Source organism: Parapusillimonas sp. JC17 (assembly GCF_052180245.1).
Taxonomy (GTDB): Bacteria; Pseudomonadota; Gammaproteobacteria; order Burkholderiales; family Burkholderiaceae_B; genus Parapusillimonas.
On the sequence record NZ_CP197474.1, the window covers coordinates 4,489,186 to 4,501,597 of the forward strand.

General features: G+C 60.4%; 11 protein-coding genes and 1 pseudogene. 8 read left to right on the forward strand and 4 right to left on the reverse strand.

Annotated features, from left to right (window positions below; all coding sequences use genetic code 11):
* Positions 1-53 precede the first annotated feature (53 nt).
* Positions 54-539 carry a DUF2231 domain-containing protein gene (locus tag ACSBPU_RS21470; RefSeq protein WP_180068809.1) on the forward strand — a complete coding sequence of 162 codons (486 nt, stop codon included), beginning with the start codon at positions 54-56 and terminating at the stop codon, positions 537-539.
* An 85-nt stretch (positions 540-624) separates the two neighbouring features.
* On the opposite strand, the pseudogene ACSBPU_RS21475 reads toward ACSBPU_RS21470, so the two are convergent.
* Positions 625-972 (reverse strand): annotated as a pseudogene (locus tag ACSBPU_RS21475) (CopD family protein); the annotation flags it as partial.
* Positions 973-1,099: 127 nt separating this feature from the next.
* On the opposite strand from ACSBPU_RS21475, the gene ACSBPU_RS21480 reads away from it, so the two are divergent.
* The gene (locus ACSBPU_RS21480) at positions 1,100-3,469 is read left to right on the forward strand and encodes an FdhF/YdeP family oxidoreductase (protein WP_442594058.1); all 2,370 of its coding nucleotides are present in this window, start codon (positions 1,100-1,102) and stop codon (positions 3,467-3,469) included.
* Here ACSBPU_RS21480 and ACSBPU_RS21485 read toward each other — a convergent pair.
* Positions 3,447-3,920, reverse strand: coding sequence for a c-type cytochrome (locus tag ACSBPU_RS21485; RefSeq protein WP_442594060.1), 474 nt, complete (start codon positions 3,918-3,920; stop codon positions 3,447-3,449). The two genes, ACSBPU_RS21480 and ACSBPU_RS21485, sit on opposite strands and share 23 nt — an antisense overlap.
* A gap of 259 nt (positions 3,921-4,179) precedes the next feature.
* On the opposite strand from ACSBPU_RS21485, the gene ACSBPU_RS21490 reads away from it, so the two are divergent.
* Positions 4,180-5,667 (forward strand): aldehyde dehydrogenase, encoded by a 1,488-nt coding sequence (locus ACSBPU_RS21490; protein WP_442594062.1) that lies wholly within the window; start codon positions 4,180-4,182, stop codon positions 5,665-5,667.
* A gap of 66 nt (positions 5,668-5,733) precedes the next feature.
* On the opposite strand, the gene ACSBPU_RS21495 is transcribed toward ACSBPU_RS21490, so the two are convergent.
* The gene (locus ACSBPU_RS21495) at positions 5,734-6,372 is read right to left on the reverse strand and encodes a GntR family transcriptional regulator (protein WP_442594064.1); all 639 of its coding nucleotides are present in this window, start codon (positions 6,370-6,372) and stop codon (positions 5,734-5,736) included.
* Positions 6,373-6,635: 263 nt separating this feature from the next.
* On the opposite strand from ACSBPU_RS21495, the gene ACSBPU_RS21500 reads away from it, so the two are divergent.
* The 3 genes from ACSBPU_RS21500 to ACSBPU_RS21510 are packed head-to-tail and all read left to right on the forward strand — an operon-like array spanning position 6,636 to position 9,951.
* Positions 6,636-7,817 (forward strand): NAD(P)/FAD-dependent oxidoreductase, encoded by a 1,182-nt coding sequence (locus ACSBPU_RS21500; protein ID WP_442594066.1) that lies wholly within the window; start codon positions 6,636-6,638, stop codon positions 7,815-7,817.
* 21 nt (positions 7,818-7,838) lie between these two features.
* A complete protein-coding gene (locus tag ACSBPU_RS21505; protein WP_442594068.1) occupies positions 7,839-8,909 on the forward strand; it encodes an Ldh family oxidoreductase in 1,071 nt (356 codons plus the stop codon).
* Positions 8,910-8,961: 52 nt separating this feature from the next.
* On the forward strand, positions 8,962-9,951 hold the full coding sequence (locus tag ACSBPU_RS21510; protein ID WP_442594070.1) for a Bug family tripartite tricarboxylate transporter substrate binding protein: 990 nt from the start codon (positions 8,962-8,964) through the stop codon (positions 9,949-9,951).
* Positions 9,952-9,965: 14 nt separating this feature from the next.
* Here ACSBPU_RS21510 and ACSBPU_RS21515 read toward each other — a convergent pair whose 3' ends face one another.
* Positions 9,966-10,430, reverse strand: a complete 465-nt coding sequence (locus ACSBPU_RS21515; RefSeq protein WP_442594072.1) for a hypothetical protein — start codon at positions 10,428-10,430, stop codon at positions 9,966-9,968.
* A gap of 134 nt (positions 10,431-10,564) precedes the next feature.
* Between ACSBPU_RS21515 and ACSBPU_RS21520 the strand changes: the two genes are divergently transcribed.
* Positions 10,565-11,809 (forward strand): SDR family oxidoreductase, encoded by a 1,245-nt coding sequence (locus ACSBPU_RS21520; RefSeq protein ID WP_442594074.1) that lies wholly within the window; start codon positions 10,565-10,567, stop codon positions 11,807-11,809.
* Entirely contained in the window at positions 11,806-12,267 is a 462-nt protein-coding gene (locus ACSBPU_RS21525) for a DUF2269 family protein (RefSeq protein WP_442594076.1), read from the forward strand. The genes ACSBPU_RS21520 and ACSBPU_RS21525 overlap by 4 nt, the downstream gene beginning before the upstream one ends.
* Positions 12,268-12,412 lie beyond the last annotated feature (145 nt).

A 12,412-nucleotide genomic window follows, 5' to 3' on the forward strand; every position in this document is an offset into this window, starting at 1 on the left:
CGCGGCATGGTGCTTGCTGAGTGCCGGCCTGACGACTAGAAGCGGCCGGACCAATGGAAGATCTCTCTCGACAGCACTTGCAGGAATCACCACCTGGAGGCTCTCCCAGTGCGGTGGCCTTGGGTAGCCATCCCATCCATCCCATGCTGGTGCCCTTCCCCATCGCCTTCCTCATCACGGCCACCGCCAGCGACATCGGTTTTCTATTGACGCTGGATTCGTTCTGGGCTCGCGTCTCGCTGTGGTTGCTGGGCGGCGGCGCAGCCATGGGCTTGGTCGCGGGCATCGTCGGCACGGCCGAGCTTCTGATCATCGGCTCCATTCGCCGTCGCGCCGCTGCATGGAGCCATTCCGTCGTGGCCGTGATGCTGTTGGCAGTGGCCTTTTTCAACTGGTTCATGCGACTTTCCGACCCTGTGTCGACCATATACCCCGCGGGTATTCTGCTGTCGGCGCTGGGCTTGCTCCTGGTGTCGGCGGCGGGCTGGCTAGGGGGAAAGCTGGTGTTCGAAGAACGGGTAGGGGTGAAGGAGGCGTGAGCGCGGCATCGATGTAGTCGATTCTGGGCTTTGCCAGCACCAGCCATAGCACACAGGGAATCAGAGCCAGTGGCGTCAAAATGCGCATCACCCTGATTCCGGCATTCGCCCGCTCGGCTTCATGAGTCTGCTTGGCCAGGATAATGCCGCAACGCGCATGGACGACCGACATCAAGGCCACGATCGCCAGTTTCACGGCAAACCACGGTTCAGTCACATCGCGCAGGGCCACGAGCGCCGTGCCCGACAAAATCGCGATGATCGCAGCCGGCGAGGCCAATACGACAAAAATCGTCCGGGACATTGCATGGACCCGCAAATATTCCGGTTCGGAAAGCTTTGCGCTGTGCGTCGCCATGATCATGGGCAGATAGATCAGCGCGGCACTCCATATCAGTATGGCAACGACGTGCACAGCTTTCACCCATACCATGCGCGCTCCTATCGTTGTTCGTCAGTGTCGCAACGCTTAGCAAATTCCGTGCCCGCGGCCTCTTGCTGACAATTAGCTGAACACGGCATAAGTCTTGCTGCACCGCGCCTTTCAGGGGGATAAGTCCATGACAAGACCAGATCAGAAAGCAAGACGCGCCGGTCCACATGCGGGCCTTCACAACCAGCGCCCAAGTCCGTATGCGGGTCCTGCCGGCGGATGGGGTTCCGCCCGTTCGGTTGCAGGCATCATTTCCCGGACAGGTGCCTACGAAGCCGCCGCACGCGTGCTGCCACGCCAGAACAAGCCTGCCGGCTTCGCATGCGTCAGTTGTGCCTGGGCCAAGCCTGCGGAACCTCACGCCCTGGAGTTCTGTGAGAACGGCGCCAAAGCCACCGCGTGGGAAGGCATGAGCAAACGAGCCGGTCCGGACTTTTTCTACCGGCACACCGTGGCCGAATTGCGGAATTGGTCCGATCATGATCTGGAAAGCGCGGGCCGCCTGACCGAGCCGTTGGCCTGGGACGCCGGACAGGACCGCTATGTGCCCATCAGCTGGGAAACGGCACTGTCGGAGATCGGCGCCAAGCTCGAGCGGATGGCGCCGGATAAAGTCGTTTTCTATACGTCCGGAAGGGCGTCTCTTGAAGCCTCCTACATGTATCAGTTGATGGCCCGCGTATATGGCACCAACAATCTTCCCGACAGTTCCAACATGTGCCATGAATCCACCTCGGTGGGTTTGCAAGAAAGCCTGGGGCTGGGGGTGGGCACGGTCCGGCTCGAGGACTTCCAGCAGGCGGAAGCCATCTTCTTCTTTGGCCAGAACGTCGGCAGCAACAGCCCGCGCATGCTTCACGAGCTGCAAAAGGCCAGCGAGCGCGGCGTTCCCATCGTCACATTCAATCCTCTGCGTGAAAAAGGATTGGAGCAATTCAAGAATCCCCAGCGCCCCGCGCAAATGCTCGGCGCGCCGAGTACGCCGATCAGTTCGCACTATCACCAAGTGGTCCCAGGCGGCGACATCGCGGCGCTTGCGGGCATGTGCAAGTCGCTGCTGGATGTTGACGAGCGTGCCCGCGCGCAAGGACAGGTTCCTCTCCTGGACTGGGATTTCATTCGCGAGCACACCGCTGGATTCGAGGATTTTGCAGGGTTCCTGCGGGCCACGAGCTGGGACGACATACAGCAGCTTAGCGGCCTCGACAGGGAAGCGCTCGAAGACGCCGCCCGGATCTATGCCCGCGCCGATGCCGTGCTGCTGGTATACGGCATGGGCCTGACTCAACACCTGGGCGGGGTCGACAACGTTCAAATGCTCGTCAACTTCGCTCTCATGCGAGGTAATGTGGGCAAGGCCGGCGCTGGTATCTGTCCCGTTCGCGGACACTCCAACGTACAGGGCCAGCGCACCGTGGGCATCACGGAAAAGCCCGAGCTCGCGCCCCTGGATCGCCTTGCCAAACTGTATGCGTTCGAACCGCCCCGTAAAAAAGGCCTGGACACGATAGGAACCTGCGAAAGCGCATTGAAGGGCGACCTGCAAGGCTTCGTCGCGCTTGGTGGCAACTTCGTCCGGGCCGCGCCCGACACGGCCTCGCTGGAACCGGCCTGGAGCCGTCTGGACCTGACTGTCCATATCAGCACCACGCTGAATCGCAGCCACCTCTTCCCCGGCAAAAGCGCCTACGTGCTGCCGTGCTTGGGCCGCAGTGAAATCGACCGGCAGGCGGGCGGCGTGCAATTCGTTTCCATAGAAGACAGTACTTCCTGCGTCCATGGCTCCATCGGCCGCAAAACCCCGGCCGGCACTCAACTGCGTTCGGAGCCCGCGATCATTGCCGGCATTGCACTGGCGATTCCGCGTCTTGGCCTGGCAAAAGTGCCTTGGCAGGCATGGATGGACAATTACGCGCTCATAAGGGAGGCCATCGAAGCGACTTACCCCCAACGTTTTTCCCGGTATAACGAACGCATCTGGAATCCCGGCGGCTTTCCTCTTACCAACGCCCCGCGCGAACGTATATGGAACACAGACTCCCGAAAGGCGAACTTCAAGATACCGCAGGACCTTACCGCAAGATTGCGGCAGGAATCGGACGAGGAAACGGTGCTGCAGCTCATGACCTTGCGCAGCAACGACCAGTTCAACACCACCATTTATGGGTATGAGGATAGATTTCGCGGCATATCCGGCACGCGGCAAGTCGTATTGATGAATGCCGACGACATCCGGGCACATGGGCTCACTGAAGGTGAGCGCGTCATGCTGCACACCGCTGTCGATCTCGCCAATCCTCGCAGCATCGGTGACCTGCGGGTAGTCGCCTACGACATACCACGAGGCTCGTGTGCCGCATACTACCCGGAATGCAATGTCTTGCTGCCGGTGTGGCACCATGCCAGGGAAAGCCATGTCCCCGCCGCCAAATCCATACCGGTGCGCATTGCGCCTGCCTCGGCCGGGCCGCGGCTTACCCCGGATCCTGCCGGTTGACCTCTCTTTGCATTTCCAGGACCTCCGGCGGCCAGGTGCTTTTTATATAGGTCAGGACCGCGATGATGTCCTCGTCGGACAAGACGGCGCCATAGGCCGGCATGTCGCTTTCATAGCCCGCCGGCGCCGTGCGTCCCGGCACCAAGCCGTTCTTGGTGATGTCGATCAGTACGGAATCGGGATGGTGCCAGGTGTGTCCGGTTTCGTCATGCGGCGGCGCCGGCAAACGCCCGTTATCCATCCGTTCGCGCCAATTCGGCTGGCCGCTGAGGTCGGCCGCGTGGCAGGCGGCGCAATATGCGTCGTATACCCTCTTTCCGCGCACAGCCATCGCACTGTCCGAGGGATCGATGAACGCAGGCTCGCGCGCCTTCCAGAGCGCGAATGCCGCCGTTGCCAGGCCCATGGCGAATATGGCCGTGACGATGGCATTTGCTCCATTTTTCAACATGGTTTGGTGGCCGAGGTCCTGCGCCGGACAATATGATTGATTTGCCGTTATAACAGGATTGGTGCGAGTTGGGGTCAGACCCCGTACGGGGTCTGACCCCTTTGTCTATGTATGATTGAAGCGAAATAGCCTGTGGACGGCTCAATGGCTTAACCGAAGCCTATGTCGGTGCGTTCAGTTGCTACCATGTCAGGCGAAGCATAATAGTTGCGAAACTCGTCGGCCCCAGAGAATAACCTTCTGAACCATCCCGGAGAACATGCAAGTGAAACGTTATCAATTGAAGATCGGAGGCAAATCGGTCGATCCAGCGTCAGGCGACTGGTTCCAGACGCAGAATCCCTTTACGGGCGAGGCCTGGGCCGAGATTCCACGCGGCACATCCGCCGATGTCGATATTGCAGTCAATGCTGCGCACGATGCGTTCATTTCTGGTCCCTGGCATGAAATGACCGCATCCCAGCGCGGGCTGCTGCTGCACCGCCTGGGCGACCTCATCGCCCGCGACGCCCGCAAGCTCGCGGAAACCGAGGTACGCGACAATGGCAAGCTGATCGCGGAAATGCAGGGCCAGCTGAACTACCTTCCGCAATGGTTCTATTACTACGGCGGCCTGGCGGACAAGATTCACGGCGCGACACTGCCGCTCGACAAGAAAGGATACTTTTGCTTTACCCGCCACGAACCGCTAGGCGTCGTTGCAGCGATCACGCCATGGAACTCGCCATTGATGCTGCTGGGCTGGAAGGTGGCTCCGGCACTGGCAGCGGGCTGCACTGTCGTGATCAAACCCTCGGAGTTCACCTCCGCTTCCACGCTCGAGCTCGCCGACCTTTTCGACGAGGCAGGCTTTCCGCCCGGCGTCTTCAACGTGGTCACGGGCTATGGGAAGGACGTCGGGCCCGCGCTGGTGGAGCATCCTCTGGTACAAAAAATCACTTTCACGGGCTCGGACCAGACCGGCCGCGTGATCAATGAACAAGCGGCGCGTCACTTGAAACACAGCTCTCTGGAGCTGGGCGGAAAATCGCCCAACATCGTCTTCGAAAGCGCCGATCTGGAGCAAGCCGTCTTCGGTGCCATATCCGGAATCTTCGCCGCCACGGGACAGACATGCATCGCTGGATCGCGACTGCTTCTGCAGGACAGCATCTATGACGAATTCGTGGAAAAGCTCTTGGCGCTTGCAGCCACCGCCCGAATGGGCGACCCCATGGATCCCGACACCCAAGTCGGCCCTGTCACTACTCCCCCACAGTATCAAAAGGTGCTGCAATACATCGATATCGCGAAGCAAGAAGGCGCTCGTCTGCTGCTGGGCGGCAAGCCCGCCGACAGGCCGGAGTGCGGCAGCGGCGGCTGGTTTGTCGAGCCCACCATCTTCGGAGACGTCGACAACAGCATGCGGATCGCTCAGGAAGAAGTGTTTGGCCCAGTGCTGTCCATCATTCGCTTCAAGGACGAGGCGGACGCCGTGCAGATCGCCAATGACGTCCGGTTCGGCTTGGCGGCAGCAGTTTGGACCAGCGACATGGCCCAGGCATTGCGCATGACGGAAAAGCTCAGGGCCGGCACGGTGTGGGTCAATACGTATCGAGCCGTCAGTTTCATGGCGCCCTTTGGCGGCTATAAGGATTCGGGCCTCGGACGCGAGAACGGCATGGACGCCATCAAGGAATTTCTTCAGACCAAGAGCGTCTGGCTCAACAGCGGCGCGGTGTCCGGAAATCCGTTCGTCATGCGCTAAGCCGTCCTGGGGTTGTCCTGGGGTCAGACCCCGTACGGGGTCTGACCCCCCACCTCGCCTGCGTCCTCACGCAGCGCTTTTCAGCACTTCCTTGGTATGGTCCACGTGCTGCTCCAGCAGCTTGACCGCAAGGTCGACGTCCTGCGCCATGCAGGCTTTCAGGATTTCACGGTGCTCCGATTGCGGAGATTTCCGGCCCACCCGATAGCTTTGCAGCGCGCGCAGGTGCATGGCAATGCCGCGCACCATTTCTTCTATCATCTTCAGCAGTCTTGGCAGCGCACAGGGCCGGTACAAGCACATATGGAACTCAAGGTTCAGCTCGGCCCATTCCCGGGGCGAATCGCTCTGGTCGTACCTGGCCAGGATATCCTCGGCAGCGCGGAAATCGGATTCCTGCATATTGGGTATCGCGAGTTTCAGTGCGCGTGTTTCCAGGCCAATCCGGATATCGAGCGTCTCCAGAAGCTGCGGTATGGTCAGCCCGGCGACGATCGACCCCTGATGCGGCGTGTGCTCGACCAAGCCTTCGACCTGCAGGCGCTTCAATGCTTCACGCACGGGGATTCGGCTGACGCCGAACCGCTTGGCCAGCGCCTCTTGCTTCAACTGCACGCCGATGGGATAAGCGCCCGACAGAATCATGGTGCGCAACTCCGACGTGATTGCGTCCGCAGACAAAGCGCGGCCCACTTCTTCATTCATTGCTGATCCCCTTCATGGCAAACGGTTCGGAAGATGAGATGATAAATTGAATCCGACACGGGATCCAATAGGGGTGAGATTGGGTCCGGCGCGGGTCAAGGGGTCAGACCCCGTACGGGGTCTGACCCCAGCATCAACGTACGAACCCCGGGGTCAGACCCCACATGGGGTCTGACCCCCACCCCCTGCCACCAATTCGTGCGTTGACAAATGGATCCAATAACGGATACGATCATTCCGCATCAACTATTGGCTGGAGAGACATGAACACAAAACCTCAGAAAAAGTTCGACATCGCTGTCATTGGCGGCGGCGTAATCGGATCCGCGGTCGCCTATTTCCTGTTGAAGGAGGACCCGCAGTTGTCCGTTTGCGTGATCGAGCCGGACCCAACTTATGAATATGCGTCCGCACTACGGTCGTCCGGCGGGTGCCGCGTGCAGTTCACCGGCGAAGAGAACATTGCGATGTCGCTCTTCAGCATCGACTTCATCAAGAATTTCGAGAGCACGATGTCCACCGACAAGCATCCGGCTCACGTAGACTGGGTCGAAGGAGGCTACTTGTTCATTGTTCCGCCGGAACATGCTTCACAGCTCGAGAAAAACGCCGAGTTCCAGCGTGCCCAAGGAGCAACGGTGGATTTGCTCTCTCCTTCCGAACTGAAGGACCGGTTTCCCGCCATGTATATAGACGACCTTGGCGCCGGCGCCCATACCCCTCACGACGGATGGTGTGATCCGAACGGCCTGCTGTGGGGCTTTCGCCGCAAGGCGGCCGACCTCGGCGCGACCTATGTCGCGGCACGCGTCGTCAGCGCCGAGGTGACTCATGCAAAAGCGGTATCCGTACAGCTGGACAACGGCGAAACCGTGCAAGCCGATGCATTCGTCAACGCAACCGGCGCCTGGTCCGGTGACGTCGCCAAGCTGTTCGGCATGGATCTCCCCGTGTCTCCCGTGCGCCGCTTCGAACACTACTTCACGCCTGGCACCAAGGTCGGGCACCTGCCTTACGTCAAGGACCTTTCACGTCTTGCTTTCCGCTCTGAAGGTCAGGGCTATTCGGGCGGCCTGGTCGACGGCAGCGCCACGCGCGGATACAACTTCGACGTGGACCACGATTACTTTGAAAACGTCGTCTGGCCGGCCGTGGCGCATCGCTTTCCGGCTTTCGAGGCGGCCAAGTGCCACCGCACCTGGTCGGGGCTTTATGAAGTCAACGAGCTGGACGGCAACGCGGTCATCGGCGCCTGGAACTCCAGGCTTCCCAACCTGTATACCGTCGCCGGCTTCTCGGGACATGGAATGATGCATGCCCCGGCCGCCGGACGCGCAATCGCCGAACTCATCCTCAAGGGCCGCTTCGAGACCCTGGACCTCGCTCGCCTCGGCTACGAACGTGTCGAGAACAATCAGCCTTATCCCGAGCTGGGCATACTTTGAATACGGAGTGATGTTATGCCCATGAGCCAAAAAATCACGAATATCCAGGCGTACCTGCGCAGCTTCGCAAGCGCTGAAGCATGCCGACTGAGCGTGCAGGATCTATCAAGCCTGATCGCCACGATCTTCATACGCGCCGGCGTCCCGGACGGCCAGGCACAGATTCTCGCAAGAACTTGCGTCTACGCAGAAAGAGATGGCGCGCACAGCCATGGCCTGCACCGTATTCCGGCTTACCTGGCAACCCTGACGACCGATTGGATCACGCCCGGCGCCGAACCCGATATCCATGAGTCGGCGGGCGGCACCGTGCTCGTCGATGCCAAAAGCGGCTTCGCCCAACCCGCCTTGGCGCAGGCCATGCCTGCGGTCATGCGCAAGGCAAGCGAGTCCGGTGTCGCCATCATGCTGATGAAGAACTCTCATCATTTCGGAGCATTATGGCTGGATGTCGAGCCTTTCGCTGAACGAGGCTTTGTGGCCTTGACGATGGTGAACTCCACCAGTCACATGGCGCCCGTCGGCGGCACCAAGCCCGTGTATGGCACCAACCCCATGGCATTTGCCTGCCCCCGCGACGGCAAGCCGCCCATCGTCTTCGACCAGGCAACCAGCGTCATGGCAAAGGGGGACGTGCAGCTGGCCGCCAACAGCGGCCAGCCCGTCCCGCCCGGCACCGGCCTGGACAAGTTCGGAAAACCCACGGAGGACCCGGCTGAAATTCTGGACGGGGGCACCCTGCTTCCATTCAGCGGCCACAAAGGCTCTTCGATCGCCATGATGGTGGAAGTCCTGGCCGCCGCCCTGACGGGTGGCAATTTCTCTTGGGAAATCGATAAATCGGGCTATACCACCGCGCATACGTCCCGGGCGGGCCAGTTCTTGCTGTGCATCGATCCTCGCTCATCCGGCGAAAGCGCATTCACGCAACGTATCGAGGCATTGGCCCGCACGCTACGGGAAAGCGGCCAATCCCGGCTGCCCGGGGATCGCCGTTACGCCAACCGGAAACGCTCCGAAGACGACGGCATTGCAGTGAATCCTGCTCTGCTGCTGTCCTGGCTTGAAGCATCACAGGCTGGCAAAGCTTGACCTGTCACTCTATTTCGCGCCGCATACCAATACCCCAACGAGGAGACCACTCATGAACCAACCTTTTATCCGCGCCGTTCGGCGTGGCGCCGCAATCGTGGCTCTGACGATGACGGCATCCATCGCTCATGCGAGCGACGCCGGCTTTCCCAACCGCGTCATCAGCATCGTGGTGCCGTTTTCCGCCGGCGGAGGCAGCGACACCGTGGCCCGCATTCTCGCGGATGGCCTCAGCAAACAGCTGGGCAACCCGGTCATCGTGGAAAACAAAACGGGCGCGAGCGGAAACATAGGCGCCGAATACGTGGCCCGCGCCAGGCCGGATGGACATATGCTGCTGTTCGGCAGCATGGGGCTGATGACGGTCAATCGCCATCTCTACAAGAACATGCCCTTCAATCCCCTGAAGGACTTCACCGCCGTTGCCCGCCTTTACGACACGCCCCACGTCATCGTGGCCAACGCCAAGCTGCCCATCACATCCTTGCAAAAGCTGATAGACGAAGCCAAGGCGCGTCCTGGCGAGATAAGCTTCGGGTCGGCCGGCGCAGGCACCTCCACCCATCTGGTGGGCGAGCTATTCATGCACGAGACCCAGGTAAAGCTGCTGCATGTACCCTATAAGGGCAACGGGCCGGCGCTGACCGATGTCGTCGCCGGCCATATCGACGTCATGTTCGACCAGGCTACCAATTCGGTCGGCCATATCAAGGCAGGCAACCTGCATGCGCTTGCCGTCACGTCGGGGACCCGGGTCGGCAATCTGCCGGACGTACCCACGGTGGTCGAGCTGAAGTTCCCCGAGCTCGAGACAACCTCGTGGACTGTCCTTGCCGCGCCCGCCGGCACCCCCGCAGCCGTGGTGCAAAGATTGTCGGAGGCGATAAAAGCGACTCTGGCTGACGAAAAGATTCAGGCAAAAATCGTCGAGTCCGGCGGCGTTGCCAATTTCGAAGGTCCTGACGCAGCCAACAAGCTGGTCGAGGCCGACGACAAGCGCTGGGGTATGTTGATAAAGGCTGCAGGGATCGGCGTCAATTAAGCCCGCTAGGCAGATCACCGGTTACGGAAAAGGCCATGCAATGCCAAGCCGATACCGAACGCCGCATAGACCATCACGAGCGATTTGGTGCTGAGGCGCCGCTCAAAGCCAGGCGTCAGCCGCTTCGGCGTGCACCGCAAATCCACGAAGCACGCAACGGCCGCTATGGCCGCCCCGCTTGCCAAGGCCTCGGTTTTTGTCGGGTTGGCGTTACGCCGGTGCGCCAAGCTTTCGTAAAACAAGGCCCAGAATATGGAAGCCAGATGATGAATCGCATAGCCCGATGCGCTGTAACGCAGTGATCCGCGATGCTGGCGCAGGGCCTTTTCGTCCCATATCCAATGGCTTACGGCATTAACGGGCGCCATGGCGCTTCTGCAGTCGCTGGCTCCCCCCGCCAACAAGGCGAGGCCGGATGCCAGGCTTGCCGAACTACCCGACCGTACGGCTTGCTTCAAAACCCTTACCAATGATTTCATCCATCATCTCCTGACAGGTCCGAGCAGCTTGAAATAGTAGTATAAACAACAGAGCAAGCCAGGATTCAGCTTCTAGCGGGGTGCTCATGAGGATACTGCTTACTGGCGCCTCCGGGTTCATCGGCAGTCGGCTTATGCGGGCTCTTGTAGAACGCGATCATGAAGTGTTGTGCCCGATGCGAAAAGCAAGCCCGGCACTTCCACCCGGCGCCACTGCGATGCTTCTTGATTTCAACACGGCCAAGAACGTCGACGACTGGAAAGCCGCGGTCGAACATGTCGACGTCGTCGTCAATGCCGTGGGCATTTTTCAGCAATCGGCAGGCCAGGCATTCGACACCCTGCATCGGGCAGCGCCATGCGCCCTGTTCAAAGCGGCGGCCTCGGCCGGCAAAGTCTCACACATCATCCAGATTTCGGCTCTTGGCGCCGACGATAAAGCGCAAACCCCTTATCACCTCAGCAAAAAGGCGGCGGATGACTGCCTGCTTTCCCTTCCCGTACGAGCCACTATCGTGCAGCCATCACTCGTCTATGGCGCAGGCGGCGCAAGCGCCGGCTTTTTCGAAATGATGGCCAGCATGCCGCTGATCCCATTGCCCGGCCACGGCCGCCAACAGATCCAGCCGGTGCACGTAGATGACTTGGTTGTTGCTCTGTGCTCGCTCGTGGAGTCGCAAGGCGACGGATCGCGGCGGATCGCCATGGTCGGGCCTCATCCCCTGGCCCTGCGCGACTTCTACAGCCAGTTGCGCACAGCCATGGGCGTGCAGGGCCGGCCACACTTCCTGCCTATCCCCACACCATTGATGGCGGTAGCCGCCCGCTTTGGGCGCCGCCTGCCCGGCGGCTTCCTCGATCCGGACGCCTTGAGCATGCTGGAACGCGGCAACACGGCCAGCTCGGCGCCGATTCGGCACCTACTAGGCCGCGCGCCAAGGAGCGTGCCTGAGTTCATTCCAGAAGCCTATGCCGACGCCATGGGCGTTCAATCGCGCATGCGCTGGCTTTTGCCCGTCTTGCGCTTGAGCATCGCGACAGTGTGGATTGCGACGGGCATCGTCTCCCTGGGAGTTTATCCGGTGGAGTCCAGCTATGCGCACCTGGCGCGGACGGGCACGCCGGCTTGGCTCATGCCGATCTTTCTTTATGGAGCGGCGGCCCTGGACATCGTCCTGGGCGCGCTGGCGCTGTATCCGCGCCGCACGCGCTGGCTATGGGCTGCCCAGGCCGCGCTGGTACTTTTGTACACCGTCGTCATCACCGTCAAGATACCCGAATTCTGGCTCCATCCTTACGGCCCGATATTGAAGAACCTGCCATTCCTCGCGGGACTTTGGATACTCTACGAACTGGAGGATCGCGCATGGAATAGTTGACGGTCAAATGGCTCCATGTGCTGGCCTCGACCCTGTTGTTCGGAACCGGCATCGGCAGCGCGTTCTATCTGTTGCTCAGCACTCTGACACGTAACGTCCAGGCCATCGCCGTCGTATCGCGCATCGTCGTCATCGCCGACTGGCTGTTTACCGCGACTACAGCCATCGCCCAGCCTCTGACCGGCTTTTGGCTCATTCACTTGGCCGGCTTTCCGCTGAGCACGCCATGGCTGCTCTGGTCTATCGTGCTTTATGTAATCGCCATTGCCTGCTGGCTGCCGGTGGTCGCGCTGCAGATCAGGCTAAGAGACTTGGCGCAACAGGCTGCGCGCGATCGCACAGAGTTGCCCGCCCGGTACTGGCGTTGCTTCAAGATGTGGGTGGCATTGGGCTTTCCGGCCTTTTTCGCCTTCGTCGCGATCTTTTATCTTATGGTCGCCAAGCCGGCCCTGGTGTAGCCCGATGCAAGTCAAACCGGGTTCGTAGCGAGATAAATCCCCATGGCTCTTCGTTCTTTCTGGCGCTCCGTTTACCGCCGGAGGACCTGCCTACATCGATCAGATATCAGATATTGGGTGCACTAAGTAGTCGGTCCTGAAATAT

What these genes read in the sequence shown, in the direction of transcription:
- ACSBPU_RS21510 (WP_442594070.1), top strand. Translation starts at nt 8,962, where the DNA reads ATGAACCAACCTTTTATCCGCGCCGTTCGGCGTGGCGCCGCAATCGTG.
- ACSBPU_RS21470 (WP_180068809.1), top strand. Translation starts at nt 54, where the DNA reads ATGGAAGATCTCTCTCGACAGCACTTGCAGGAATCACCACCTGGAGGC.
- ACSBPU_RS21520 (WP_442594074.1), top strand. Translation starts at nt 10,565, where the DNA reads ATGCGGGCTCTTGTAGAACGCGATCATGAAGTGTTGTGCCCGATGCGA.
- ACSBPU_RS21485 (WP_442594060.1), bottom strand. Translation starts at nt 3,920, where the DNA reads ATGTTGAAAAATGGAGCAAATGCCATCGTCACGGCCATATTCGCCATG.
- ACSBPU_RS21505 (WP_442594068.1), top strand. Translation starts at nt 7,839, where the DNA reads ATGAGCCAAAAAATCACGAATATCCAGGCGTACCTGCGCAGCTTCGCA.
- ACSBPU_RS21500 (WP_442594066.1), top strand. Translation starts at nt 6,636, where the DNA reads ATGAACACAAAACCTCAGAAAAAGTTCGACATCGCTGTCATTGGCGGC.
- ACSBPU_RS21490 (WP_442594062.1), top strand. Translation starts at nt 4,180, where the DNA reads ATGCAAGTGAAACGTTATCAATTGAAGATCGGAGGCAAATCGGTCGAT.
- ACSBPU_RS21495 (WP_442594064.1), bottom strand. Translation starts at nt 6,372, where the DNA reads ATGAATGAAGAAGTGGGCCGCGCTTTGTCTGCGGACGCAATCACGTCG.
- ACSBPU_RS21480 (WP_442594058.1), top strand. Translation starts at nt 1,100, where the DNA reads ATGACAAGACCAGATCAGAAAGCAAGACGCGCCGGTCCACATGCGGGC.
- ACSBPU_RS21515 (WP_442594072.1), bottom strand. Translation starts at nt 10,430, where the DNA reads ATGAAATCATTGGTAAGGGTTTTGAAGCAAGCCGTACGGTCGGGTAGT.